The organism is Cupriavidus sp. HY129, from assembly GCF_059492215.1.
The window spans coordinates 605,416-630,950 of the sequence record NZ_CP083255.1; the positions used below are offsets into that span (position 1 = coordinate 605,416).

The 25,535-nt window shown below is 65.2% G+C and carries 21 protein-coding genes; 12 read left to right on the forward strand and 9 right to left on the reverse strand.

The window, feature by feature from the left end; translation table 11 throughout:
• The first annotated feature begins 71 nt into the window (after positions 1-71).
• Positions 72-2,855 carry a hypothetical protein gene (locus tag K6G35_RS19165; protein WP_495676863.1) on the forward strand — a complete coding sequence of 928 codons (2,784 nt, stop codon included), beginning with the start codon at positions 72-74 and terminating at the stop codon, positions 2,853-2,855.
• Positions 2,856-3,000: 145 nt separating this feature from the next.
• On the forward strand, positions 3,001-4,017 hold the full coding sequence (locus K6G35_RS19170) for an LLM class flavin-dependent oxidoreductase (RefSeq protein ID WP_008645489.1): 1,017 nt from the start codon (positions 3,001-3,003) through the stop codon (positions 4,015-4,017).
• A 37-nt stretch (positions 4,018-4,054) separates the two neighbouring features.
• On the opposite strand, the gene K6G35_RS19175 is transcribed toward K6G35_RS19170, so the two are convergent.
• Positions 4,055-5,617, reverse strand: a complete 1,563-nt coding sequence (locus K6G35_RS19175; protein WP_035883055.1) for a methyl-accepting chemotaxis protein — start codon at positions 5,615-5,617, stop codon at positions 4,055-4,057.
• 155 nt (positions 5,618-5,772) lie between these two features.
• Here K6G35_RS19175 and K6G35_RS19180 point away from each other — a divergent pair, with 155 nt between their 5' ends.
• Positions 5,773-6,513, forward strand: coding sequence for a lipoyl protein ligase domain-containing protein (locus tag K6G35_RS19180; RefSeq protein WP_035883054.1), 741 nt, complete (start codon positions 5,773-5,775; stop codon positions 6,511-6,513).
• A gap of 6 nt (positions 6,514-6,519) precedes the next feature.
• Here K6G35_RS19180 and K6G35_RS19185 read toward each other — a convergent pair whose 3' ends face one another.
• Positions 6,520-7,263 (reverse strand): DUF3047 domain-containing protein, encoded by a 744-nt coding sequence (locus tag K6G35_RS19185; RefSeq protein WP_495676864.1) that lies wholly within the window; start codon positions 7,261-7,263, stop codon positions 6,520-6,522.
• Between the two features lie 117 nt (positions 7,264-7,380).
• On the opposite strand from K6G35_RS19185, the gene K6G35_RS19190 reads away from it, so the two are divergent.
• From K6G35_RS19190 to K6G35_RS19205, 4 genes are all read left to right on the forward strand, one after another.
• Positions 7,381-7,605 (forward strand): hypothetical protein, encoded by a 225-nt coding sequence (locus K6G35_RS19190; protein WP_035883049.1) that lies wholly within the window; start codon positions 7,381-7,383, stop codon positions 7,603-7,605.
• A gap of 184 nt (positions 7,606-7,789) precedes the next feature.
• Positions 7,790-8,728 carry a polysaccharide deacetylase family protein gene (locus K6G35_RS19195; RefSeq protein ID WP_234707014.1) on the forward strand — a complete coding sequence of 313 codons (939 nt, stop codon included), beginning with the start codon at positions 7,790-7,792 and terminating at the stop codon, positions 8,726-8,728.
• Positions 8,729-8,831: 103 nt separating this feature from the next.
• Entirely contained in the window at positions 8,832-10,940 is a 2,109-nt protein-coding gene (gene fusA, locus K6G35_RS19200; RefSeq protein WP_035883047.1) for an elongation factor G, read from the forward strand.
• A gap of 101 nt (positions 10,941-11,041) precedes the next feature.
• The gene (locus tag K6G35_RS19205; RefSeq protein ID WP_040011011.1) at positions 11,042-11,293 is read left to right on the forward strand and encodes a GlsB/YeaQ/YmgE family stress response membrane protein; all 252 of its coding nucleotides are present in this window, start codon (positions 11,042-11,044) and stop codon (positions 11,291-11,293) included.
• A 47-nt stretch (positions 11,294-11,340) separates the two neighbouring features.
• On the opposite strand, the gene K6G35_RS19210 is transcribed toward K6G35_RS19205, so the two are convergent.
• The 3 genes from K6G35_RS19210 to argG all read right to left on the reverse strand — a co-directional run bounded on the left by K6G35_RS19210 (position 11,341) and on the right by argG (position 17,138).
• Complete coding sequence (locus tag K6G35_RS19210; protein ID WP_286880734.1) at positions 11,341-14,409, reverse strand: transglycosylase domain-containing protein; 3,069 nt, start codon at positions 14,407-14,409, stop codon at positions 11,341-11,343.
• A gap of 225 nt (positions 14,410-14,634) precedes the next feature.
• A complete protein-coding gene (locus tag K6G35_RS19215; protein ID WP_008645468.1) occupies positions 14,635-15,660 on the reverse strand; it encodes an aldo/keto reductase in 1,026 nt (341 codons plus the stop codon).
• Positions 15,661-15,812: 152 nt separating this feature from the next.
• Complete coding sequence (gene argG, locus K6G35_RS19220) at positions 15,813-17,138, reverse strand: argininosuccinate synthase (protein ID WP_008645466.1); 1,326 nt, start codon at positions 17,136-17,138, stop codon at positions 15,813-15,815.
• Between the two features lie 289 nt (positions 17,139-17,427).
• Here argG and K6G35_RS19225 point away from each other — a divergent pair, with 289 nt between their 5' ends.
• The 3 genes from K6G35_RS19225 to K6G35_RS19235 all read left to right on the forward strand — a co-directional run bounded on the left by K6G35_RS19225 (position 17,428) and on the right by K6G35_RS19235 (position 18,848).
• Positions 17,428-17,856, forward strand: coding sequence for a VOC family protein (locus K6G35_RS19225; protein ID WP_008645464.1), 429 nt, complete (start codon positions 17,428-17,430; stop codon positions 17,854-17,856).
• Between the two features lie 115 nt (positions 17,857-17,971).
• Positions 17,972-18,175, forward strand: a complete 204-nt coding sequence (locus tag K6G35_RS19230; protein ID WP_008645462.1) for a SlyX family protein — start codon at positions 17,972-17,974, stop codon at positions 18,173-18,175.
• Positions 18,176-18,266: 91 nt separating this feature from the next.
• Positions 18,267-18,848, forward strand: coding sequence for a DUF1439 domain-containing protein (locus tag K6G35_RS19235; RefSeq protein ID WP_008645460.1), 582 nt, complete (start codon positions 18,267-18,269; stop codon positions 18,846-18,848).
• Here K6G35_RS19235 and K6G35_RS19240 read toward each other — a convergent pair.
• From K6G35_RS19240 to K6G35_RS19250, 3 genes are all read right to left on the reverse strand, one after another.
• A complete protein-coding gene (locus tag K6G35_RS19240) occupies positions 18,845-19,702 on the reverse strand; it encodes a DMT family transporter (protein ID WP_495677114.1) in 858 nt (285 codons plus the stop codon). The genes K6G35_RS19235 and K6G35_RS19240 overlap by 4 nt on opposite strands.
• A 303-nt stretch (positions 19,703-20,005) precedes the next feature.
• Positions 20,006-20,839, reverse strand: coding sequence for an NAD-dependent protein deacetylase (locus K6G35_RS19245; protein WP_008645457.1), 834 nt, complete (start codon positions 20,837-20,839; stop codon positions 20,006-20,008).
• Entirely contained in the window at positions 20,836-21,054 is a 219-nt protein-coding gene (locus tag K6G35_RS19250; RefSeq protein ID WP_035836226.1) for an oxidoreductase-like domain-containing protein, read from the reverse strand. Before K6G35_RS19250 ends, K6G35_RS19245 begins: the two co-directional genes overlap by 4 nt.
• A gap of 224 nt (positions 21,055-21,278) precedes the next feature.
• Here K6G35_RS19250 and K6G35_RS19255 point away from each other — a divergent pair, with 224 nt between their 5' ends.
• Positions 21,279-23,531, forward strand: coding sequence for a patatin-like phospholipase family protein (locus K6G35_RS19255; protein ID WP_495676865.1), 2,253 nt, complete (start codon positions 21,279-21,281; stop codon positions 23,529-23,531).
• Between the two features lie 293 nt (positions 23,532-23,824).
• Positions 23,825-24,679 carry an IclR family transcriptional regulator domain-containing protein gene (locus tag K6G35_RS19260; RefSeq protein WP_008645453.1) on the forward strand — a complete coding sequence of 285 codons (855 nt, stop codon included), beginning with the start codon at positions 23,825-23,827 and terminating at the stop codon, positions 24,677-24,679.
• 47 nt (positions 24,680-24,726) lie between these two features.
• Here the strand turns inward: K6G35_RS19260 and K6G35_RS19265 are convergent, their stop codons facing one another.
• Positions 24,727-25,521: a flagellar brake protein gene (locus K6G35_RS19265; protein WP_008645452.1), complete on the reverse strand. Its 795-nt coding sequence runs from the start codon at positions 25,519-25,521 to the stop codon at positions 24,727-24,729.
• Positions 25,522-25,535: the final 14 nt, after the last annotated feature.

Consider the following 25,535-nt stretch of genomic DNA (forward strand, 5'->3'; position numbering starts at 1 on the left):
TCCACGCGGGCCTTTCGGTTCCCCTGTCGCTTCCTATACTTGGCCCAAACCGTTTGTGCACGGAGGGTGGCATGCCGGGCGAAGACCATGGTTGGGAAGAGGAAGCCGCGCGCGTGGCCCACCGCCGTCGCGCGCTCGACATTCCCGAGGTAGCGGGAACTGACGGACGCAACCGCGCGCTGGCGCTTTCCGGGGGCGGCATTCGCAGCGCCACGTTCTGCCTGGGCGTGATGCAAGCGCTGGCCGAAGCGCCTGCGCCTGATGGCCCCCCCAATGCTACCCGCGAGGCCAGCCCCGAAGCCACCCCCAATACCAGCTCGACGCCGGCCGACACCCCGGGCACGCGCTCGCTGCTGGCCCAGTTCGACTACCTTTCCACGGTCAGCGGCGGCGGCTACATCGGATCGTTCTTCACCAGCCTGTTCGTACCGGGCCGCCTGCGTCGTGGCTCCAGTCCGCTTCAGGCCGCGCAGGACGCCTATCGCACACTGCAGTACGAGCCACCGGGCCGTATCCGCACGGGAGATGTCTACAGCGACGCCCCGGGCCGGGCCGCCGTGGCATGGCTACGCGAGAACGGCCGCTATCTCACCCCGACCGGTGCTGGCGACAACCTGTACGCGGCGGCAGTCATCGTCCGCAACTGGATGGCGATGCAATACGTCATCGGCAGTGCGTTGCTGGTACTGCTGGCCGCGTTGGCATTGGGCCTGCACAAGGCCACCGGGACCTGGCCCGGCTTGTGGCAGAGTGAGATGGACCTCCTGCATGACGCACGGCAGGCCATCAACGACGGCGACCTGGGAATCTGGTGGAGTTCCTACCTCTGGATGCCGGTGGCATCCACCGTGCTGTTCGTGCTGCCGCCCGGCATCGCGTACTGGCTCGTCTATCCCACATCCGACAATCCGCAGCAGCCCGTGCGTGCGCTCAACGGCGCCGTCCTGCTCACGATGCTGCTCGGCGCGCTGTTCCTTGCTGCGTCGTTATGGTTCCAGACAATTGAACCGAACATGCGCGTTGCCTATGCCTGTTTCGTGATCGGCGTGCTGGCGTGGCTCGGCGTGGCCGCCTGCCTGGTCATGCTGATGCCCGCGCCGCGCACGGTCACCAACTACCGTGTGCGCGCCACGCGGGTACTGCGTGGCGCGATGGGGTTCACGGCGATACTGGCCGCGCTGGGCCTGGCCGACACGGTCGCCCGCACGTGCTACCTCTACAGCTTCATGGCGGCGCACCCATGGGCCGCGATCGGCCCGGCCGGCGCGCTCGGCGGCCTGGTGTGGCTGGTCCGCTACGGGGCGACACTATTCGACGACGGCAAGCAGGGCGCCACGGATTCGGTCTGGCGCTCGCTGCTATCCCGGCTGCCCGTGTCGCTGCTCGCGGGATTGGTCGCCGCACTGGTCGCGCTGCTCGTCTTCGTGCTGTGGTCGTGGATCGTGCTCTGGGTGCGCTGGGACGGCGGCGAGCCCGTCGACTGGCATGTGTTCGGCAAGGCGTGGACCACCGCCGCGCTCGCCACGCTGACGTTGCTGGCGTTGTGCATGGCGATCGTGGTGGGACGCTTCGCAGGCTTCCTGAACCTGTCCACGCTGCAGTCGTTCTACGCGGCCCGCCTGACGCGGGCTTACCTCGGCGCGTCCAACGGCAATCGATTCAGCACCCCCGCGACGGACCGCGCGGCACGCCAGCGCTTCAGCGTGGCCGAGCCCGCGCCGGATGACGCGCTCAGCCTCAACGACTACTACGACCCCCGCGTTCTGGCCCCGCTGCACCTGATCAACGTGACGATGAACCAGACGGTGGACCCCGCGGAGCAGCTCGTTCAACGCGACCGCAAGGGCAAGCCGCTCTGCATCGGCCCCGGACCCGCGCTGGTGCAGCCGGGCAATGCCCAGCAGCTTCCCGCCGACGCCTACGTGCGCTTCACGGTCGACGGGCAACTCTGCTGCGCGAAATCGCAGCAGCCTGCCGGCGCCGCCACACGTTCGATCGAGATGGCGCAGGCGCGTACCGTCGGCGACTGGATCGCGATCTCTGGCGCCGCGATCTCCACGGGCCTCGGGCGCGCCACGACGCTGGGCACGTCGCTACTGCTCGGGCTGGCCAATCTGCGGCTGGGGATCTGGTGGCCGTCGAACATGGCCGAAGGCGGATCGTGCGCAGTGCCGTCGGCCATGCGCCGCCCCGATATCGAACAGCGACTGCATCCGGCGCTGGGCGTGATCACCGGCCTGTTCCGCACGCAGTACTACCTTGCGTGCGAACTGGCCGCGCGCTTCCACGGCACGCGACGACGCTGGCAGTATCTGTCGGACGGCGGGCACTTCGAGAACACGGCCATCTACGAACTGCTACGCCCCGAGCGCCGTGTCGGCCTGATCGTCGTCTGTGACTGCGGTTGCGACGGGGATTACCGCTTTGGCGATCTTGCCAACCTGATCCGGCTGGCGCGCATCGACTTCGGGCTTGAGATCGTTGTCGATCAGGCGGCGCCGGACGACGCCGTTCTGGGCCCGGTATTCGGCACGCCAGACGACTTCACCGCCAATGCCCCACCCGAGTCCCGCGACAAGGTCGCCATCCTGCTCAACGTCCATATCGCTGGCCAGGCGGGGGCACCCGACAGCACGCCGATCACACGCATCGTGCTGCTCAAGCCTCGGCTGACGCCATCAGCACCGGCGGACGTGCGGCAGTATGGCGCAATGCACCCGGCATTCCCGCAGGAAGGCACGGCCGACCAGTTCTTCGATGAAGCGCAGTGGGAAAGCTATCGCGCGCTCGGCGTGGCCATTGGTCGGCGCATTGCCAGCAGTGCCGTCGCGTCGCGGTTGTTCGGCCACGTGTGATTCGGCCGGGTGTAACGGTGGCCCCACGGCCGTCATGGCTACTTTGCCGCCGCCAGCACGATCTGGCCGGTGTGACTACCATAGCCCGTCCCTGATTCGAGACCTCGCGTGGCATGCGTCGCGCGAGGCATGCAAGTTCTCCCCCATGATTCCCTATTCCCTGCTCGACCTCTCGCCCATCATCGAAGGCAGCGACGCCACCCAGGCCATGCGCAACACGCTGAGCCTGGCGCAGCACGCGGAACGTCTTGGCTATCGGCGCTTCTGGCTGGCCGAACACCACAACATGCCGGGCATTGCCAGTGCCGCCACGGCGGTGCTGATCGGGTACGTCGCCAACGGCACCTCGACGATCCGGGTCGGCTCCGGCGGCATCATGCTGCCCAACCATTCCCCGCTGGTGGTAGCCGAACAGTTCGGCACGCTGGCCTCGCTCTATCCGGGCCGGATCGACCTCGGGCTCGGCCGCGCGCCCGGCACCGACCAGGCCACGGCACGCGCGCTGCGCCGAACCCTGAGCCACGACTCGGCCGATTCGTTCCCGCAGGATGTGGAAGAACTGCAGGCGTACTTTGATGAGGTGCGACCCGGCCAGCGCGTGCGCGCCGTGCCGGGCGCGGGGCTCAAGGTGCCGCTGTGGCTCCTCGGTTCCAGCCTGTTCGGCGCGCAGCTAGCGGCGGCGATGGGCCTGCCTTTCGCGTTTGCTTCGCACTTTGCCCCGGGCTTCATGCGGCAGGCGGTAGACCTGTATCGCCGCACCTTCCGCCCGTCGGAGCAACTCGATCGTCCGCACGTGATGCTGGGCCTCAACGTGTTCGCCGCCGAGACCGACGCTGAAGCGCGCCGCCTGTTCAGTTCGCTGCAGCAGCAGTTTCTGGCGCTGGTTCGCGGCACGCCGGGACAACTCAAGCCGCCGGTCGACGATATCGAGCGTCTGTGGGACGCCAGCGAAGCGGAGCATATCCGCCGCTCCCTCTCCTGCTCGGTCGTGGGAGACCCGGCAACGGTACGCGAGGGCATCCAGCGTTTCGTGGACGATCTGCGGCCGGATGAGCTGATGCTGACGGGCCAGATCTACGACCATGCCGCGCGGCTGCGATCATTCGAGATCGCAGCCGATGCCATGCGCGCGCTACAGCCCGCGTCGTCGCAGACGGCGTGATGACGGGAAGACGTCGATAACAAGAAGGCCAACAGGTTCAGACCGTTGCCAGGCGGAACGCCGACACCGCACGCATCATCGACTGTGCCTGCTCGGCCAGCGATTGCGCGGCAGCGGCCGCTTCTTCCACGAGCGCGGCATTCTGCTGCGTGACGGAGTCCATCTGCGTCACGGCCTGGCCCACCTGCTCGATGCCGGTGCTCTGCTCGGCCGACGCGGCGCTGATCTCGCCCATGATGTCGGTGACACGTCTGACCGCGCCAACCACCTCCTGCATTGTGGCGCCGGCCTTGGCCACCAGCGTCGAACCGGTGTCAACCTGCGCCACCGAGTTGTCGATCAGCGTCTTGATCTCCTTCGCCGCATTGGCGCTGCGCTGGGCGAGGCTGCGCACCTCACCCGCCACCACCGCGAATCCGCGTCCTTGTTCACCGGCGCGCGCCGCTTCTACCGCAGCGTTCAGCGCCAGGATATTGGTCTGGAACGCGATGCCCTCGATCACGCCGATGATGTCGACGATCTTGCGCGAGGCCTGGTTGATCTCGCCCATCGTGCTCACCACTTCGCTGACCACCTCGCCGCCACGATTGGCGATTTCCGATGCGTTGACGGCCAGCGCGCTGGCCTGCCGCGCATTGTCGGCGTTCTGGCGCACGATGCCGGTCAGCTCCTCCATGCTCGATGCGGTCTGCTCGAGCGCGGCGGCCTGCTGTTCGGTCCGTTGCGACAGATCGTTGTTGCCAGCCGAGATCTGATGCGTGGCGCTGGCGATGGCGCCGGCCGCGCCGCGGATATCGCCCAGCGTTACGGCAAGTCGCTCCTGCATCTGCTGCATGGCGGCCAGCACGCTGCGATCGTCGTCACCGCGCACCTGCAGCGGCACGGTCAGGTCGCCGCCCGCGATACGCGTCACCGATTCCACGGCGTAGGCTGGCTCGCCACCAAGGCTGCGCTTGACCGTCCGCATGATCATGCCCATCACGGCAGCAATCAGCGCTCCGATCAGCAAGGTGCTGACAATCGCGTTGATCAGGTTGGCGCGGAAGGCATCCTCGATGTCGACCAGGAACACGCCCGTGGCGACGAACCAGTCCCAATCCGCCACGTAGCGCCCGTAGGTCAGCTTGCGCTTCGGCGTTTCGGTGCCGGGCAGGCGGCCCCGGTAGGTGGAAAAGCCAGCGTCCTCGCCGGTGGTGCGGCGCGCGCCTTCGATGATCGCGCGGTAGACGTACACCCCGTCGGGGTCCTTGAAGTCGCCGACCATATTGCCTTCGGTCTGCGGCAGGCCCGGGTTCAGCACCACCTGCGGCTTGGAATCGACGATGAACAGGTAGCCGTTCTGGCCGAAGCGCATTGCGCGCAGCGCGTCCTTGGCGGCGGCCTGGGCGTCCTCTTTTGACATCACGCCCTTGGCGGCGCGTTCAGCGTATAGCTTGACGATGCCCTCGCCGGTGGCCACGAGCGATTGCAGCGCGTCGCGCCGCTCGGCCATCATCACGGACCGCGCGTGGAAGGCATTCCATGTACCGAGCGCAAGCAGCAGCAACCACATGACGGCAAGCGCCGCCCAGAGTTTGGTATTGAGGGTAAGTCGATTCATGATCCGGCAGGGGGTTACCTGAGACCTCATGAATATCGGCACACCGCGGCAAAACCCTTAGTCCGCCCCTGGTCGGGGGTCACGCCACTGGCGCCACACACCGCCTGCGTGGAGAATGCGTTATCCGCCACGCGAGCGCCCGACGCCTAGCTGCCATGACGTTCACCTTTGTCGAATCTGATCCAACCGAGACCGATCCGCTGCAGGGTGAGCTGGCCCTGCTGGAACACGCGATCAGCACCGGCCCGGTGGCGCAACTCTGGGAGGCGCCGCTCTCGCTGGTCATCCCACGCAGCTACCTGCGCCAGCCGGGTATCGCGGAGGCACGGGCCCAGTTCGCGGCCCAGGGTTGCCCGGTCTGGCTGCGCATGTCCGGCGGCGGGCTGGTGCCGCAGGGTCCAGGCATCCTCAATGTCAGCCTGGCCTACGCTGTACCCCGGGGCGTGGCGACGTGGATGGAACCGGTCTACCTCCATCTGTGCGAAGTCATCGCCCAAGGGCTGCGCGAGGTCGGCGTGGAAACCCATTGGCAGGCCGTGGAAGGTTCGTTCTGTGACGGCCGCTTCAACCTGGCATGGGGCCCCGGCGATAGCGCCCGCAAGATCGCAGGCACAGCGCAGTACTGGCGCCGCGCCCCAAGCGCGGTGCAGACACCCGATGGTCAGCGGCACCTGGTGCTGGCCCATGCCATCCTGCTCGTGGACGCGGACCCGGTCGACATCAACGCCCGCGCCAATGCGTTCGAAGCGGCCATCCATAGCGGCCGCCACTACGATCCAGCCAAGGTGGTCAGCGTGCGCGAGGCGTCGGGTATCGACGATGCTACCGGCCTGACCGAAACCGTGAAGACGGCGATCCGGAACGCCATCGCGCGCTCGACGGCGCCCGGGCAATAGGCCCCGCTAGTTCTGCGGCGAGAACCTGATATCGCCGTACCAGGCGCGTGCAACGCCGCCCGTGTTGTCGGTATCGGTCAGGATGCCGTAGCCGGTCAGCTTGCCGGGCTTCTCATGAAAGACTTTCTCGAAATCAGCGACGACATTGCGGCGCAGGCTCTGCCATTTGCCCACCTCGTTACCGACCACGATCATCTGCACCCGGCTGGAATGAGGATTCTCGATGACGGTACCGGGCGCGGCGCTGTTGGTCCAGATGTACATCAGCGTGGCGTAAGGCAGACTCTCGCCCAGGGCATGGGCCGCGAACATCTCGGCGCGATCGCCAATCGACAGGCTGTCGACCTGACCGCCGAAGAAGAACACGAGCCGTGCGGGCGAGTCCTCGCGGTCGGCCACGCGATTGTCGGCATTCTGGATCGGCGCGGCCACCTTCCAGCGCCACGAAACGACCGGTGTCTTGTTCAGATCGAAGTCGCCCTCGTGTACCAGCCCGGATGCCGAGCCGCTGGCATCGGCTTCGAGCACCGTGGTACCTTGGTCCGCCACCAGCACATAACCGGTCATCTTTTTTCCGGGCAAAACCGGCCTGTTCTGCCATCCGCTCGGCAGCCCGCTGCCGGGCCGGGCCGTTGAGAATACAACCCCCGGCTCCACCGTCTGCGCGCGTACCGGCACGCAGTGGAGAACGGCTGGCAGCAGACAGGCCGCCAGTCCCAACAGCCGGGCTTTGGTGAGGATAGACGGCATAGTGACCGTTGATGTCGGGATGCGTTGGACGAGGATGACACGAGCATTCTAGGTGCCCGCCGTGATCGCTGTCGACGCGGCGTCGAAAACACGAACGCGGGAACGGGAAAGGTCGGTATGGATCTGGTTGTCGGCATCATTGGCTGGCTCTGCGTCGAACTCGTTTTTTACGGCCTGTTCTATGCCATCGGCTGGAGCTTCATCAAGATGGTCACACTGGGGCGCCATCCGGGCCCATGGCGGGGAGCGGAAAGTTTCGTCGACGCCGAACTCGTGGCATTCACCGGCATCATCGTCACGTTGGTCGTGATCCTGGTCGCCTGGAAGTACCTGGCGCCCTGATGCGTCGACGCTGCGCCATCCACTGATGTGATACGAAAAGATCACATTGACAGTTACTTACAACTGCGCGTCCGCGCGGTCATGCCGGGGTGATAAGGTGCACCGTCGCGCGGGCCAGCCGCTACCGGCTGGCTGCCACGTATCCTGAGATCCCTTGCCACACCTTAGATTTCGTTCGCTCCACGTGCCTTCATCCGTCCTACCGATGCGTCGCCTGACGCTCGCCGCAATCGCCACGGTCACCGTGATCGCCGCACTGGTCACGCCCCCCGCACTAGCGGAGGGAACCGTCACGGCGGCGGACGCCGACCAGCCGTTTGCCGGCGCCCAACCGGCAGCACTGACCAAGGCCCCCGACGCCGCCCAGGCGCTCGCGCCCGTGCGCTTCCTGCTAACGTTCGACGACGGGCCCGACAGCGGCCCCGACGGCAGCACGCCCGTGATCCTGCGCCAGTTGGCCGACAATCCGATTGCGCCCGGCATCAAGGCCGTATTCTTCGTCCAGACCGCGCACCGGCGCCGTGGCGGCAGCCCGGAGGGGCAGGCGCAGATGCGCGACACCTGCGCGGCAGGCCACCTGCTGGCCGTGCACAGCGGCCTGCCCGAAGGACACGTCCCGCACACCCGCCTGACGCCGGAAAAGCTCGCAGACTCGCTGCGCTCCGGTGAGGCCGACATCGTCGCGCAGTGCGGCCACGTCGCCCCCGTGGTGCGGCCGCCCGACTGGGCCCATAACGACGCCACCGAGGCCGTCTATCACCAGCTTGGTCTGGACATGCTGATGGCCGATGCCAACGCGCGCGACGGCAAGATCTACGGCTGGCATATCAGCCTGCGCCGGCGCTCACACATGGTCAGCGAGCTCGAACGGGTCGGCCGCGCCATGGCCACGCACCGGCTCGAACCGGTGAACGGCGTGGTGCCGGTGATCGTTGCTTTCCACGATACCAATGACTTCACGGCGTCGCACATGACCGAGTACCTGCAGATCCTGGTCGATGCGGCGCGCGAAAACGGTTTGCCGCTGGCCGATCCGCCGTTCTATACCGATACAGGCGCCGCCGAACAAGCCGCCGTCGCCCGTGCCAAGGCAGGGCTGTACGCACGCGAAAGCTGGCCCTGATCCGGTACATGGTCGGCTTGCCCTTGTGTGAAGCGGGGACATACGGAATTGGCCCGGAAGTGCTACGCTAGTTGCCCGTGGTGCCCTAACCAGGAGAAACACCGTGCCCCGCAAGACCCCCATCGAACGCTACCGAAATATCGGCATCAGTGCGCACATCGACGCTGGCAAGACGACGACGACGGAGCGCATCCTCTTCTACACCGGCGTGAACCACAAGCTGGGCGAGGTGCACGACGGCGCGGCCACCATGGACTGGATGGAGCAGGAGCAGGAGCGCGGCATCACCATCACGTCCGCCGCCACCACGGCGTTCTGGAAAGGCATGGCCAACAACTATCCGGAACACCGCATCAACATCATCGACACGCCCGGACACGTGGACTTCACCATCGAGGTGGAACGCTCGATGCGCGTGCTTGATGGCGCCTGCATGGTCTATGACGCCGTGGGCGGCGTGCAGCCGCAATCGGAAACCGTCTGGCGTCAGGCCAACAAGTACAGCGTGCCGCGCATCGCGTTCGTCAACAAGATGGATCGCGTGGGCGCGGACTTCTTCCGCGTGCGCACGCAGATTGCCGACCGCCTCAAGGGCAATGCCGTGCCGATCCAGATCCCCGTTGGCGCCGAGGACCACTTCAAGGGTGTGGTCGATCTGGTCAAGATGCGCGCGATCGTCTGGGACGACGACAGCCAGGGCGTCCGGTTCGAATACACCGATATCCCGCCCGAACTCATTGCCACCGCGAAGGAATGGCACGACAAGATGGTTGAGGCCGCGGCCGAAGCCAGCGAGGAGCTGCTCGAGCGTTACCTGAGCGGCGAGCCGCTGTCCGAGGAAGAGATCAAGACCGGCCTGCGCAAGCGCACGGTGGCCGGCGAAATCGTGCCGATGCTCTGCGGCAGCGCGTTCAAGAACAAGGGCGTGCAGGCAATGCTCGACGCCGTGATCGACTACCTGCCCTCCCCGGTGGACGTGCCCGCCATCCTGGGGCATACCGAGGACGACAAGGAAGCCGAGCGCCACCCGAGCGACGACGAGCCGTTTTCCGCGCTGGCGTTCAAGATCATGACCGACCCGTTCGTCGGTCAGCTGATCTTCTTCCGCGTCTATTCCGGCGTGGTCAATTCCGGCGACACAGTCTACAACCCGGTCAAGGGCAAGCGCGAGCGCCTGGGCCGCATCCTGCAGATGCACGCCAACGTGCGCAACGAGATCAAGGAAGTGCGCGCGGGCGACATCGCCGCGGCGGTGGGGCTCAAGGAAGCCACCACGGGCGACACGCTGTGCGACCCGGACAAGGTCATCATCCTCGAACGCATGAGCTTCCCGGAGCCCGTGATTTCGCAGGCCGTGGAACCGAAGACCAAGGCCGACCAGGAAAAGATGGGCATCGCCCTGAACCGGCTGGCGCAGGAAGATCCTTCGTTCCGCGTGGCGACCGACGAGGAATCCGGCCAGACGATCATTTCCGGCATGGGCGAGCTGCATCTGGAAATCCTCGTCGACCGCATGAAGCGCGAGTTCGGCGTGGAGGCATCGGTCGGCAAGCCGCAGGTGGCGTATCGTGAAACGATCAAGGGCAAGGCCCGCGACGTCGAAGGCAAATTCATCAAGCAGTCGGGCGGCCGTGGACAGTATGGCCACGTGGTGCTCGATGTGGAACCGATGCCGCAGGGCGGTGGCTACGAGTTCGTCGATGCCATCAAGGGTGGCGTGGTACCGCGCGAGTTCATCCCCGCTGTGGACAAGGGCATCCGCGAAACGCTGGAAACGGGGGTGCTGGCCGGCTACCCGGTGGTCGACGTGAAGGCCACGCTGGTGTTCGGCTCGTACCACGACGTCGACTCGAACGAGAACGCGTTCCGCATGGCCGGCTCGATGGCGTTCAAGGAAGGGATGCGGCGCGCCAAGCCGGTGCTGCTGGAACCGATGATGGCCGTGGAGGTGGAAACACCCGAGGAATTCACCGGCAACGTGATGGGCGATTTGTCATCGCGACGCGGCATGGTGCATGGTATGGAAGACATCGCTGGCGGTGGCGGCAAGATCGTGCGCGCCGAAGTGCCGCTGGCGACGATGTTCGGCTATTCGACGTCGCTGCGTTCGCTGACCCAGGGCCGTGCCACATTCACAATGGAGTTCAAGCACTACGCCGAAGCACCGGCCAACGTGGCGGAAGCGGTGATCAACGCGCGCAAGGTTGGATAAGTCGCGCAGCAGGGCCGACAAACCCGGGGATATGGACCTGTCCGCTTCCCCAGCCGTAACCGCCGGCCCACCGGCGGCCTTCGCACTTTCAGGAGCGCATCATGATGGCATTTCTTGGCACCGTGTTCGTTGGCCTGATCGTCGGTCTGATTGCAAGAGCGATCAAACCCGGCGATGACAAGATGGGTTGGATCATGACGATCATCCTCGGCATCCTGGGGTCGGTGGCGGCGGGTTACGTGGGACGCGCCCTCGGCATGTATCAACCCGGGCAACCGGCCGGCTGGATTGCCTCGGTGCTTGGCGCCATCGTGCTGTTGGCGATCTACGACATGGTCCGGCGCAAAGCCTGAGCCCTGAGCCATAGACCCCGCGGCGATCCCGGCACGGCCGGGGTCGCTCAGTTCTCGCAGCGAAGCAGTGTCGCGTCGCTGCCGGGCGCGACCATCGCCGTGATCTGCGGCGCCAGCGAGCGCAGCACCCGCAATGACAATGCGCTGGTGAACGAGTAACGCGCGGCGTAGGGTTCCCGCACGTGAATCGTCACCGTGCCGAAATAGCGATCACCGAGCAGGAACACGAACGTCGCCGAGCGGCTGACCGAACGCGACGAGATCACGCGGCCACCCGGGCCATAGGTCTGGAAGCGTTGGTCGCCGGTGCCGGTCTTGCCGGCAATGATCAATGGCGCCCCCACCGCCTGCCCCTTCCGATTCAATGGCACGAACGCACCGCTGATGGACTTGGCGGTGCCGTTCTGCACGACATCGAGCATGGATCGCCGCACCAGCATGGCGATCTCCGGCACGATCAACGGCTTGCCGGGCGCCGGTTGCAGCCGGTAGGCGCTTGCGTAGGGCGTGTCCGACGCGAAGGCCAGCGCGCGCACCGTCGAGGGCTGTGCGTCCACCCCGTTGGCCAGAATGATCCCCGCCAGTTCGGCCAGCGCGGCAGGCCGGTCACCCGATGCGCCGATCGCCGTGCCGTAGGACGGCGTAAGCGAATCGAACGGATAGCCCAGCCGTTGCCAGCGCGTGGCGATCTTCCCAAAGGCCTCGCGTTCCAGCAGCGTGCGAATGCGGCCATCCTGACCAAGCTTGCTGCGCGTCTTGAACAACCACGCATAGACAGTCTGGCGATCGGGCGCGCTCGCCTTCAGGATCTCCTTCAGCGTCGCATCCGGATGCGTGCCCAAATACTCGACCATCCATAGTTCCAGCGGATGGATGCGCGACAGGTAGCCGCGATCGTTGAGGTTGAACTTGTCGTGGCCGTACTTCACGTACAGCGCCTGCAGGTCCTCGTCCGACAGCGTCTCCTTCTGCTTCGGCATCCACTGGCGCAGCGTGCGCGCGTATGTCTCGAAATCGGTGTTTGGCCGCGCGCTCAGTAGCGTGACAGACAGCCGCACGGCCGCCAGATGCGGCGTCGGCTGCTTGACCCGGCCGAGCAACACCTTGAGCCGCTCGTCGTTGCCCTTGCCGCGATAACGCTGGTAGAACGCGGTCATGAACGCCGTGCCTTCTTCGTCGGCAAACTGTTCGAGATAAGCGCGACGGCCGGGCGCGTAGCGGTCCTCGAGCAAATCACGCGCGTCCGGGTGCGCCTGGTAGACCTCAAAGCGCACGATATCCCGCATCATTCGCACGAACACTAGGTTGACCGAATGCTGGAAGCCCACGCGCACTGTCATCTGGTGCTCGCCTTCCCATTTCTCGAAGTTCGAGAAGCTCTGCATGCCGCCACCGGTAAAGAACGCCTCTCCGGCGCTGCCCGAATACTTGCGCTCCATCGCGGCATCGAGCATCGTGGCCAGCCGGCGGTCAGCCGGGGATTTCGCGGCGATCAGGTAGTCGACCGCCCAGCGTGTCAACACATCCTGTCGCGGCACCTGGAGCGCGGTCAATTCGGCGCGGCTCATGTCCGCGTAGCGATCATGCAGTTCGCTGATGATCTCCAGATACGTCACCAGCGTGCGCAGCTTGGCGGTCGACCCAAGGTTGAGCCGCGCCCCGGCGTTGATGTCGAACGGCTGGTCGACATTGTCAGTCTGCACGCGCACCACGCTCGCATTGCCAACGCGCTCGAACAACGTGAAGCTGGCCACGAGACGCGACGGGTCATCGCCTTCGCGCAGCAGATTCTTGCCATACAGACCCATCTCGTGCGCTACGCCCTTGTCACGCATCCGCAGCAGCGTATCGGTAACCAGGCGCTGTGCCTCGCGATTAATGGTGCTGTCGACGGTCAGGTCCAGCCGGTCCAGGTCATAGCGGCTGTTGATGCCGATCATGTGCGAGACATCGTTACTGACCTGGTTGACGGCCTTGCGCGTGACCCACGGCTCGGCTTCCGGGCGTGGCGGCGGCGGAGCCTTGTCCAACGACTGCTCCAGCGCCGCGTCCCTCAACTCCGGCGTGATGACGTTGTTCGCAGCCAGCAGGCGCAGGTAGCTGCCTGTCAGCGCATCGAGGTTCGTGTCATCGCGCCGCAGGTGATACGACGGACGCCGCTGCGAAATGATCAGTGACAGCGCACGCTTGTAAGCCTGCGCTTCACGTGGCGTGGGGGCGCGCGGATTCATCTGCTGCAGCGCCGCGTTGAACTCGCTGAAATCCTCGCCATACCAGACGTAAAGCGCGTCGCCGATACCGTTGATCTCGCCGTGGCCGACACGTGCCGACAGCGGCACGGTATTCAGATAGTCCAGCACGACGTTCTCACGCACGCGCTGCGTGTCGGGTCCGTCATGGTAGGCGCGCAGTGAAGCGGAGGCCATCTGCCGGAACTTCTCGGAGACCGACTGCGTTTTTCCCTTCGGGGAATGCCGGAACTTCTCGATCTGTGTGGCCAGTGTGCTGCCGCCGGGCGTGTCGTGGTGCCGGTCAGCGAACTTGATGCCCTGGTCGAGTACCGCGCGCGACAGCCGGCGCCAATCCAGCGCCGGATTCATCATCGGATACTCGGGATTGAGCAGGTTCTGGTTCTCCACATAGAGCAGAGAGGAGATCAGCACCTTTGGAATCGACTCGAAGTTGTCATATTGGCGCTGCGGGTAGCGCGAGAATGACAGCGTCAACGCGTTGCAGTCGCGCACGAGCAGGCCGGCCTGGTTCTTCTCGCGATAGGGCGGAAAGATGCCGTTGTCCATCAGTCGCACCATGTCGGGCGACATGCGCGCCTGGGAACTGGTCACGTAGCCTTGCTTGAGCAGACGCTCGCCAAACTCACCCAGGCGCTCGTAGCCGAGTCGCTCGTCGTAGGGACCGGAGTGTGGATAGCGGATGCTGTCGCTGGGGCCGGGCTCGATGGAATACGTCAACGACTGGCCCAGCCTGCTCATGTATCGAGCCTGCCATTGCGAGGTGCGAACCTCATTCGCGACGAGGCTCACAACGATGTAGGTGCCGCCGCATACGGCGACCGTCATCCCGACGAGAATCCAGCCACGACGTGACACGTTTCGCATCCGGTTGCGCCGGGCCAGCCGTCTCGGCGGGCGTCGCCGGCTCATAGCCTCACGCAAGTCGGCCGTCATCTGACGGCCGTGCGTGCTTTTATATTACGCCCAACCGCAGCGGTTTGCCGCAGGGAAGTTGGCTGGCGCACATGGGCGTCATCCTTCGTGCACTGGGCGCAACAGGCACCTTGGAAATCACACCCGGACGGGGATGCGGGAGGCTACGAGTGGCTGCTAGGCGGCAGCGACGGGACGTCCGCCAAACGGGTATCCCGGGTCGTTGTACCCGTGCGTCGACGCATGTCCGCGCGGCACCAGGCCGTCGACCATGGCTTCTTCCGCCGGGGTGATCGCCGCGGCCACCGCGCCAAAATAATCCTCGAATTGCACCAGCGTACGCGGGCCGGCGATCACCGAGCTGATGATCGGGTTGGCAAGCACCCACGCGGTGGCGAACTGGCCCGGCGTCAGTCCACGACCCTCGGCATGGGTCTTGAGCGTCTGCGCGATGACCAGCGATTCCTCGCGGAACTCGGTTTCCATGATGCGCCTGTCCGCACGGCCGGCGCGCGTGTCCGCACCGGGTGCTTGTCCCGGCAGATACTTGCCGGTCAGGACACCACGCGCGATCGGGCTATAGGGCACCACGCCCAGGCCGAAGTGCTGGCAGGCGGGCAGGATTTCGACTTCGGGCACCCGGTTCAGCAGGTTGTAATACGGCTGACAGGCAACCGGACGCGGCACGCCGAGCCGGTCGCACAGCGCGGCGATTTCCGCGATGCGCCAGCCCCGGAAATTCGACACGGCCCAGTAGCGGATCTTGCCGGCCCGGATCAGGTCGCCCATCGCACGCACGGGCTCTTCGAGATTGGCGCCAGCGAAATCGCGATGCAGGTACAGGATGTCGATGTAGTCGGTGGCCAGACGGGTCAGGCTGTCTTCCACCGAACGCATGATCCACGTGCGCGAGTAGTTCGACTGGTTCGGGCCGCTACCCATCGCGTTTCCGAGCTTGGTCGCCAGCACCCAGTCGTGGCGACTGCCGGCCAGCAGCCGTCCTACCATCTGCTCGGAGGCCCCCTTGCTATACACGTCGGCGGTGTCGATGAAGTTGACACCGTGCTCACGCGCGCTGGCGACGATGCGGGCGGCCTCGGCCTCGTCGGTCTGATCGGCGAACATCATCGTGCCCAGGCACAGGGTCGAGACGTTCAGGTTGCTGGCGCCAAGGCGGCGGTATTGCATGGCGAAATCTGGCATGGTGGATTCCTGAATAGGACGAGCGGAGAGGACTTCACGCATTGTGCCGCGTTGCGGTAGAGCTTGCAGGGCGCCAGATGTCTGCCGGGCGGCGGCAAAAAAAAAGCGGCACGATCGCTCGTGCCGCTTTTCCGTCCGGAAACGTGCCGTGCTCAGTCTTCGAGCTTAGGCAGCGCCGCGCTGGTCTGGTTCGACAGCAGGCCGGACTTGGCGTACGTCTGCAGCTTCTCGCGCGTGTCGACGATGTCGAGCGTGCGCATCGTGAGCTGGCCAATACGGTCCAGCGGCGTGAACATCGACTCGCCCTTTTCCATCGTCAGGCGCTCGGGCTTGTACGTCAGGTTCGGAGACGTCGTGTTCAGGATCGAGTAGTCGTTACCGCGACGCAGTTCGATCGTCACCTCGCCGGTCACGGCGCCAGCCACCCAGCGCTGGGCGGTTTCGCGCAGCATGATGGCTTGCGGATCGAACCAGCGGCCCTGGTACAGCAGGCGGCCCAGACGGCGGCCGTTGTCGCGGTACTGCTCGATGGTGTCTTCGTTGTGGATACCGGTGATCAGACGCTCGTAGGCGATGAACAGCAGCGCCAGGCCCGGGGCTTCGTAGATGCCGCGGCTCTTGGCTTCGATGATGCGGTTCTCGATCTGGTCGCTCATGCCCAGGCCATGACGGCCACCGATGACATTGGCTTCCATGAGCAGGTCGACGGCATTGGCGAACGTCTTGCCGTTCAGCGCCACCGGCTGGCCTTCCTCGAAGCGCACGGTCACTTCCTCGCGCTTCACTTCGACGTCATCGCGCCAGAACTGCACGCCCATGATCGGCTGGACGATGCGGATGCCGGAATCCAGGTGCTCCAGATCCTTGGCCTCGTGCGTGGCGCCGAGCATGTTCGAATCGGTCGAGTACGCCTTTTCCGCCGACATCTTGTAGGCATGGCCGTGCTGCCGCATGAACTCGGACATTTCGGCGCGGCCACCCAGTTCGTCGATGAACTGCTGGTCCAGCCACGGCTTGTAGATCTGCAGACCCGGGTTGGTCAGCAGGCCGTAGCGGTAGAAGCGCTCGATGTCGTTGCCCTTGAACGTGCTGCCGTCGCCCCAGATGTTGACGCCATCTTCCTTCATCGCCGCCACCAGCATCGTGCCGGTCACGGCACGGCCGATCGGGGTCGTGTTGAAGTAGGTCACGCCAGCCGTCGAGATATGGAACGCGCCGCATTGCAGCGCGGCGATACCTTCGGCCACCAGTTGGGTGCGGCAGTCCACCAGACGGGCGGCCTCGGCGCCGTACGCCATGGCGCGGCGGGGGATGTCGTCGTAATCCGGCTCGTCGGGCTGGCCCAGGTTCGCCGTGTAGGCGTAGGGAATGGCGCCCTTCTGGCGCATCCAGAGGAGCGCGGCGCTGGTATCGAGTCCGCCCGAGAAGGCGATTCCGACGCGCTGGCCGGAAGGAATGTGCTGCAGGATGGTAGTCATCGCCAGAAAACCAGGTGAATTTGTCGGCTCTTGGGGCGCCCCCGCACGATCGCGTCATGCGGCGAGCCGGTCCGGCGCCCGAAACTCGTAACCGTGAATTGTGACATGGCCCGGCGTCAGCGCCAAACGGCAACGGTGAAACAAGCCTTTCGCAACCCGTCATATCTGTCCCCGAAAATAGATGTGGACATCCCCCGGACTCTCGCCTAATCTTTGTGGACGCCGTACACAAGTACCGGTTCAGCCCCCCGCCCGGCCGTATTGGGCGCCCAATCCACAGGAGTTATCGATGTCCTCGAAAGTCCAGCCGTATCTGTTTTTCGATGGTCGCGCTGAGGAAGCGGCCGAGTTCTACAAGACCGCCCTGGGCGCGCAGGTTGGCGCCATGCTGCGCTACCGCGATGGCCCCAAGGATGCCGGTCCCGGCTGTGGTCCGGCCGTCATCAACCAAGACAAGATCATGCATATGGCGCTGCAAATCGGCGATGCAGTGATCATGGGGTCCGACGGGGAAGCCAAGGGCAAGACAGAGTTCAAGGGCTTCGGCCTGTCGCTGAACGTGGCCAATGCCGCCGAGTGCGACAAGACGATGGAGAAGCTCGCCGAAGGTGGCCAGATCAACATGCCGCCGTCGCAGACGTTCTTCAGCGAGCGCTTTGGCATGGTCACCGACAAGTTCGGCGTGATGTGGATGGTGATCGCCGGGCCCAAGGAATAACCTGGCCCACTGGCCCACTGGTCTACTGGTCTACTGGTCCACTGACCATCGTTGCCGTTCTCCGGCTGGCCGTACCGTGCAGTCCCGTACAATGCGCGGCCAACCGGAGAACACCATGGAATCCCGCCTGACCGATCTGGAGATCAAGGTCGCCTTCCAGGAAGACCTGATCGAGACGCTGAATCTCGCCGTCGCCCGCCAGCAGCAGCAGATCGATCTGTTGCAGGCGCAGTTTCGCGCGCTGTACCAACAAGTGCGTGCCAGCGCACCCATGGCTGCCGAGTCCGATCCGCAGCACGAAATCCCGCCGCACTACTGAAACCTGTCGATGGCCCGCACCGGCGTCACATGTCGGAACGATCACCGCGCGGCACGGGTCTGACTGCGTAACTTCGATTCGCATCCCGGCCATGTCCCGTACCCTGATCAACCGCCTGTCCCGCGCACGCCGACCTTTGCTGGCCCTGGCCATCGTCGCGGCTGCGCTGGGCACTGCCCACGCCGGCTACAACGTCTGGACTGGCGAATACACGTTCACCAAGGACGAGTTGCAGAGCGCGGTGGATAAGCGCTTCCCGGCCACGCTGCGCTATGGCGAACTGGTCAGCGTGCGGCTTTCGAACCCGCGCCTCGTGCTAGACGAGGCCGGCAACCGCATCACCACCCGGGTGGACGCGGCGCTCTCGAACACGGTGATCCCGTCCCCGCCGGTCAACGGCTCGCTGGCGCTGAACAGTGGCGTCCGCTACGACGCCACGCGCCGCGCGGTGCTGCTGGACAACCCGACCGTGCAGGACGTGGAGGTGCAAGGCATGAGCCAGTATCGCGAGCAACTCAACGCCATTGGCGCCGTGGTGGCCCAGCAACTGCTGAAGGACTATCCGCTGTACACGTTCAAACCCGAAGAACTCCGCTTCAACGGCAAGGACGTCGAGCCGGGCGCCATCACCGTGGCGCCCGACGGCATCCGCGTGCAGGTCAACCTGCGCTAGCGTCCCGCGCGAAACACCAGCGCCAGCCCCACCGGAATGGCAATCATGCCGACTAGCGCAAGCGGCGCGGGCCGGTTGCTCAGCGCGACGAAGTCCAGCAGAACTGTGACAGGCGGCACCAGATAGAACAGGCTGGTCACGTTGACCAGGTTACCAGCCTGGATCAGCCGGTAGAACAGCAGCGTCGCCACCACCGAAATCACGATCCCCATCCAGAGCAGCGGGAAAAAGAAGCCCGGCACGTGCTCGAACCGGAACGGCTGGAACGGCACGCACAGCAGGCACATCGCCAGCGCCACCGTGTACTGCAGCGGCAGGATCTCCACCGGGGCCTGCCGGATGCCTTTCTGCCCGATGGCGCCCACCGTCATGCACGCGAGCGCGGCCAGGGCGGCACCCCAGCCAGCGATCGAGAACCTTGCGGCCATCAGGCTATCGGCCACGATCGTCACCAGCCCGGCCAGCGCCAGCGTCAGACCTGCCAGCCGTGCCACCGACACGCGCCGCTCCATCCAGAGCAAAGTCAGGATTGGCTGCACGCCCAGCACGGTAGCCAGTACACCCGGCGTCATGCCGAAATCCAGTGCCAGCAGGTAGCTGATCGAGTATCCGCCGATCATCAACGCGCCCGTCACCGCCACACGCACGCGCGTGCCGGGGGCTGGCAACACGCGCCGGCGTGCCACGCCGATGGCGGCAAGCAGGGTCAGCGCGATGACGAATCGCAACGTAAGAAACGCAAATGGCGAGGCATGGGAAAGTCCCACGCGGCTGAATATCGCGCCACCACTCCAGAGCAGCACGAACAAAGGGGTCGCGCCATACACGGCAAGCGCGTGCATGGACGTGCGCATGGCGGATGCGTCCGCCATGACGTCTTTTTCGGAATTCATGAATTGTCCTGTCAGAAACCACGCAGGCTCCGGCGCGTGCCGCGCGCGATGCGCGAGCACGTCTTCGTCAGCGATACCGGAGACGTAAGTCGGCTGGAATCAGCCGCGCGGCGGCGCGCAGGGGGGCGCCGTGACAGAAACAGGGGTCATGGGATGACTGGTTGGGGGCACCCGAAGATATCGGGCAATGCGTCGATCCTAGCGACAGGCGCCGCCGGGGTCAATCGGAGGTCCATTGGTGGTCAATGTTCGGTCACTGGGCGGTCAATCGGCAGCCAGCCCGATCCCGGTCGCCAGCGCGGACAGAGTGGGCCCGATCGGCGCGGATACCTTGAGTGTCAGCAGCGGATCGGCGCGCGTGGTGCCAAGGTTCAGCGCGGCGATCGGCAGGCCCAGCTCGTTCGCCCACAGGCAGAAGCGATAGCCCGAAAACACCGTCAGCGACGACCCGACCACCAGCACGGCATCGGAGTTGGCGAGTGCCGCCCGGCCGGTATCGACGCGTTCACGCGGCACCGACTCGCCAAAAAACACCACATCGGGCTTGAGCACGCCCTCGCATCGCTCGCAGACCGGCACCGCGAAATTGTCGAACAACGGCGACTCCAGATGCGCGTCGCCATCCGCGGCGGGCAATGCCGTCATGTCACGAAAATCGGGATTGTGTTGCCAGAGCCAGTGCTGCAGGCCCACGCGGGGGTAGCGCGTGGCGCACGACAGGCACACGACCTGTCTGATGCTGCCGTGCAACTCGACGACATCGCGGCTGCCCGCCTGCTGGTGCAGTCCATCCACGTTCTGGGTAACCAGCGCCGACACGCGCCCGGCATCGCCAAGCCGCGCCACCACGCGATGGCTGATATTCGGATGTGCCCCCACCGCCACCGGCCAGCCGACCATGCTGCGCGCCCAGTAGCGTTGCCGTGCCGCGTGACCACTCATGAACGCGCTGATGGTCATCGGCGCCGAGCGTTGCCACCGGCCTTGCTCGTCGCGATAGCCCGGAATGCCTGAGTCCGTGCTGATGCCGGCGCCGGTCAGGACGAACAGGCGCCGATGCCGTTCAACGAAGTCCTGAAGCGCGGCGGAATGGTTCACGAATGCGTTGCGGCGTTATCGCGAGCGGCCTGGCGAGCGGCCTGGCGCGCCTCCCATGCCCGCAGTTCCTGGCGATAGCGCTCCATCTCGTCGTTGTAGAAATCGAAGACGCATGGATCGCAACCGCTGCCGCAGCACTCGTTGTCGCCGGGTCTTTCGGGCGGCGCGGGTTTTGGATCGTCGGGGGGCGTGTGGAAATGTTCTGCGGAAGACACGGAAGACACGGAAGACGCAATGGAATCAGGTACGGCGCCAGTATATGCCGCATCGGCTATCCCGCGCCGGAGCGGACAGAAGCCGACATGCGTGACCGCCGATCTGAATGGTTCCGGCGCGCGTGATGAATTGTTTTGATCTTGGCGCATGGCATACGCCACATGCGGACCACACTGCTAGTGTTGAAGGTCGCGGCAATGTCCTTCGCCGCCCCCTCTTCTTCATGTCATCTGCGATGCGCCACGCCTCTGCCCTTCTTCGCTGCGCCGCATGGTTGGCAGTGCTGTGTTCGGGCGCGATAGCCGGCCCGTCGGCGCTGGCGGCCGAGCCCGCCGCGACATCGGCGCCGCAGGGCCGGCCTAAGATCTGCCTGGTGCTTTCGGGCGGCGGCGCGCGTGGCGCGGCCCATATCGGCGTGCTCAAGGTGCTCGAGGAACTGCGCGTGCCGATCGATTGCATCGCCGGCACCAGCATGGGATCGATCGTCGGCGGCGCGTACGCGACCGGCATGAGCACGTCGGACATGGAGAAACTCGTCGGCGGGCTGACGACGGGAACGATCTTCAAGGAGCGCCCGCCCCGTCAGGATCTGGCCATTCGCCGCAAGATCGACGACCACACGAACCTTTTCACGCCCGAGATCGGCGTGCGCTCGGATGGCCTGCTTTTGCCCAAGGGTGCCGTCTCGGGCGTGCAGCTCGAAACCGTGTTGCGGCAGCTCGCCAATGCTCCCGGCTATCGCAACTTCGACACACTACCGATTCCGTATCGGGCAGTCGCCACGGATCTGGTCGCCGGTACGCCGGTGGTGTTCAGCCAGGGCGAACTGGCCAACGTGATGCGGGCGAGCATGTCGGTGCCGGGCGCGGTAGCGCCCACCGAGTACGAAGGCAAGCTGCTGGTCGACGGCGGCCTGACCGACAACCTGCCCGTCGACGTGGCGCGGGCGATGGGCGCGGACATCATCATCGCCGTCAACCTCGGCACGCCGCTGATGAAGCGCGAAGAGCTGACCTCGATCATCGGGGTAACCGGACAGATGCTCAACATCCTGACCGAGCAGAACGTGCGCACATCGCTGGCCGCCTTGAGGCCCACTGACATCCTGATCAAGCCCGAATTAGGGGATTTCTCGGCGGGTGATTTCGACCACCTGCCCAAGACGATCCCAATCGGCGAGGCTGCCGCCCGGAAAGAGGCGAGCCGGCTATCCGAGCTGTCGATCCCGCCGGCACAATACGCCCAACTACGCGCGCGACAGGTGGCGCTGCCACCGCCCGATGTGCGGCCCGTCGACGAAATCCGCTTTGCGCCGATGGAACGCGTGAATCCGGAGTTCGCGGCCGCCACGATGGAAACCAAGCCCGGCGAGCCGATCTCGCAGGCCACGCTCGATCGCGACATGCGCCGCCTGTTCGGCACCGGCGATTTCGAGCACGTGAACTATCGCTTACTGGAAGAACCGGGCAAGCGCGTGCTTTCGGTCGATGCGATCGAGAAATCCTATGGCCCCGACTATCTGCGCTTCGGTCTCGGGCTGAGCACCGACTTCCGCGGCGATGCCTACTTCAACCTGCTGGCCAGCTACCGCCGCACCTGGCTGAACTCGCTCGGGGCGGAGTGGCGGACCGATGTGCAGGTGGGTCAGACTTCGAGCCTGGTCAGCGAGTTCTACCAGCCGCTCGATACGCGCCAGCTCTTCTTCGTGGCGCCGCGTATCGAACTGGAGCGGCGGCCGGTCAATATCTTCAACGGCAGCACCAGACTGGCCCAGTACGATCTGCGCCGCACTGACTTCGCATTCGACATCGGCAGCCAGATCACCAAGTACGGCGAGGCCCGGCTTGGTGTGGTTGTTGGGGAGCAGAATGCTTCGCTATCCACCGGCCCCGAGTATCTGAGCCCCGGCCCCGGCCGCGTCAACCGGCGCGCCATCGAAGGCCGGCTGCTGGCGGATCAACTCGACAATCTCAACTTCCCGCGCTTCGGGTACGGCGGCACGCTGAACGTCTACGCCTCGCAGGGTGGCATGGGCGCGACCGATACCTATACCAAGGGCGATATCTCAGGCGCGTGGGCATACTCGATCGGCAATAACACGCTCAGTTTGGCGTTCAAGGCCGGCAGCAATATCGGCGGCCCCGCCCTGCCGAAGTACGACCTGTTCCAATGGGGTGGCTTCCTGCAGCAGTCGGGGTACAGCACGGGGCAACTCATCGGCGGCAATCTGCAGTTCGCGCGGATGGTCTACTACAACAAGCTGATCCACCAGACATTTTTCGACGGCGTCTACGCTGGCTTCTCGCTCGAAGCCGGGCGCGTTGGCGCGCCGCTGGTACCGGGTAGTCCAACCGGGCTGCTGAAGTCGATGGCGGCATTCCTGGGCATCGACAGCCCGGTCGGGCCGCTCTACCTCGGCTATGGCCGGGCGGCGGGCGGCAACTATGCGTTCTACCTGTTCCTGGGCAAGCCTTGAGGAAGCAATAAGGAATGCCTTGAGCGATCCTGAAGCCGCCGCGAACCTCCCCCGAGCGCCCTTTGCGCCACCAGATGTTGGCTGCCAGCGCGTTCCCCCACCTTAGTTGTATTTAATGTCTCTGTACCCCTACCTATACTCGATTCGTCGTCAGGACCCCCGTCTTGACCGACACCCCCTTCCCCGTCGCCGTCCCGACCGGCGACATTTTTTTGTCCAGAAGGCGGCAATCAGCGCTCTGGGGCGTTAAGATGCGCGATTATCGAACGCTCCCCCGCACCGTTTTATCCGCCATGGACGCTCCGAGCCCCAGCCCCATCAGTCTCAAACCCGCGCAAGCCGACACCGTGCGCGCTGCCAAGCCGCCCGCCGACATCCTCGGCAGCTTTGCCGGCGATCCCAACTTCATGCTCTCACTGGCACGCGGACTGACCGTGCTCGAGGCATTCTCCGAACGCAAGCGCCCACTGACTATTTCCCAGGTGGCGCAGCGCACGCAGTTGTCGCGCGCTTCGGTTCGCCGCTGCCTCTACACGCTGGAACAGCTTGGCTACGTCAGCCAGCAGGACGGCCACTTCGCGCTGCGTCCGCGCGTGCTGCACCTTGGCCACGCGTTTTTCTCGTCGAGTGCGATCGTCTCTCTGGCGCAGCCCGTTCTGGATAGCCTCAGCGCGCGCGTGCACGAGACCTCGGCGCTCGCCATCCTCGACGGCACCGACATCCTGTATCTGGTTCGCTCGGAAGTGCAGCGCGTGCTGACGCACTCGCTCGGCATGGGCAGCCGCCTGCCGGCCTATTGCACGTCCACCGGCCGCCTGTTGCTGGCCCATCAGCCACAACCGATCCTGGAGGCGTTCTTCGACCATGCTGAACTGCGCCCGCGAACGCTGCTGACCAAGATCTCGCGTCCTGAGCTTGAGGCAGCCTTCCAGCGCGCCCGCGACATGGACTATGTGCTGATCGACGAGGAACTGGAGCCGGGATTGCGCGCGATCGCCGTGCCCGTGCGGTCGCAGGCCGGCGTGGTGCTGGCGGCCATCAGCGTCAGCGTGAAGGCCAACAAGGTATCGGAAGGGGAAATGATTGCGCGGCTGCTCGGCCCCATGCGGGAGGCGGCAGCCGCGATCGGCAAGATGATTGGCAACTAAGCGGAAACTGAGCGGCAACTGAGCCGTTTTCCGCTTGCGCCGGGGCGTCAGCCCCGGTGTGCCAGTTCGAGCTGGAACACCAGGCGCTGCAGGAAGTTTTCCATGCGGCCATCCGGGTTCAGGAACGCGCATCCGTAGTGGTGCACGGTGTTGTCGTCGAAGCCCACCAGCCAATGACCCACGACCTGCATGTCGAGCTCCAGCCGGCCGAGTTCGGCAAAGTCCAGCAGGCAGCGCTTGATCACGGTGCCCACTGGCAACTGGTCCGCGCCCACCGCGCGCGAGCGCAAACCCACCCCTGACAACGACAAGTCAGCGATATCGAGCTGCAGCGCCTGCTTCTCCGTCTCGGGAATTCGCAGTTCGCAGCGGTAGCCTTTGGTCAGCAACGTGCGCGCGCGGAAATGGCGGCGGCGCTGGAAGTGGTACAGCTTCTCGGGAAAATCGGCGATGAACGCGGGACCGCCTTCAAAGCGCGTGGCGCCCGGCGTGCCAACGATAAAGTTGACCGGCACTCCGCGCAGCAGGCCGGAAAAGGCGTTCTGCTCCGACGACATCAATGCCTGACGCTCGCCATCGGCACGGCACCAATCGAAAATGAAGGTCTTGTTGGCCGGATCGACATGCAGGATCGACGTCACGATCTCGGAGCCGCCCTTCGAGCGCACACTCAGCAGGCACTTCTGCCAGGCCATATCGCGCAGCACGGTGCCGATCTGTGAGCTGTGCGTCAACCGGTAGCGTTCATCCGAGTGGGCCGCAGCGTCCCGCTCGTCGGCCTCGCCATCGACCTGGGACTGTGATTGGGCCAGCTTGGACCCGATGGGTTCTTGAAGACTCATGGAGATACGCTACG

What these genes read in the sequence shown, in the direction of transcription:
- K6G35_RS19230 (WP_008645462.1), top strand. Translation starts at nt 17,972, where the DNA reads ATGGAATCCCGCCTGACCGATCTGGAGATCAAGGTCGCCTTCCAGGAA.
- K6G35_RS19255 (WP_495676865.1), top strand. Translation starts at nt 21,279, where the DNA reads ATGTCATCTGCGATGCGCCACGCCTCTGCCCTTCTTCGCTGCGCCGCA.
- K6G35_RS19185 (WP_495676864.1), bottom strand. Translation starts at nt 7,263, where the DNA reads ATGCCGTCTATCCTCACCAAAGCCCGGCTGTTGGGACTGGCGGCCTGT.
- K6G35_RS19175 (WP_035883055.1), bottom strand. Translation starts at nt 5,617, where the DNA reads ATGAATCGACTTACCCTCAATACCAAACTCTGGGCGGCGCTTGCCGTC.
- K6G35_RS19265 (WP_008645452.1), bottom strand. Translation starts at nt 25,521, where the DNA reads ATGAGTCTTCAAGAACCCATCGGGTCCAAGCTGGCCCAATCACAGTCC.
- K6G35_RS19190 (WP_035883049.1), top strand. Translation starts at nt 7,381, where the DNA reads ATGGATCTGGTTGTCGGCATCATTGGCTGGCTCTGCGTCGAACTCGTT.
- K6G35_RS19260 (WP_008645453.1), top strand. Translation starts at nt 23,825, where the DNA reads ATGGACGCTCCGAGCCCCAGCCCCATCAGTCTCAAACCCGCGCAAGCC.
- K6G35_RS19205 (WP_040011011.1), top strand. Translation starts at nt 11,042, where the DNA reads ATGATGGCATTTCTTGGCACCGTGTTCGTTGGCCTGATCGTCGGTCTG.
- K6G35_RS19240 (WP_495677114.1), bottom strand. Translation starts at nt 19,702, where the DNA reads ATGCGCACGTCCATGCACGCGCTTGCCGTGTATGGCGCGACCCCTTTG.
- K6G35_RS19235 (WP_008645460.1), top strand. Translation starts at nt 18,267, where the DNA reads ATGTCCCGTACCCTGATCAACCGCCTGTCCCGCGCACGCCGACCTTTG.
- argG (WP_008645466.1), bottom strand. Translation starts at nt 17,138, where the DNA reads ATGACTACCATCCTGCAGCACATTCCTTCCGGCCAGCGCGTCGGAATC.
- K6G35_RS19180 (WP_035883054.1), top strand. Translation starts at nt 5,773, where the DNA reads ATGACGTTCACCTTTGTCGAATCTGATCCAACCGAGACCGATCCGCTG.
- K6G35_RS19210 (WP_286880734.1), bottom strand. Translation starts at nt 14,409, where the DNA reads ATGCGAAACGTGTCACGTCGTGGCTGGATTCTCGTCGGGATGACGGTC.
- K6G35_RS19165 (WP_495676863.1), top strand. Translation starts at nt 72, where the DNA reads ATGCCGGGCGAAGACCATGGTTGGGAAGAGGAAGCCGCGCGCGTGGCC.
- K6G35_RS19225 (WP_008645464.1), top strand. Translation starts at nt 17,428, where the DNA reads ATGTCCTCGAAAGTCCAGCCGTATCTGTTTTTCGATGGTCGCGCTGAG.
- K6G35_RS19170 (WP_008645489.1), top strand. Translation starts at nt 3,001, where the DNA reads ATGATTCCCTATTCCCTGCTCGACCTCTCGCCCATCATCGAAGGCAGC.
- K6G35_RS19215 (WP_008645468.1), bottom strand. Translation starts at nt 15,660, where the DNA reads ATGCCAGATTTCGCCATGCAATACCGCCGCCTTGGCGCCAGCAACCTG.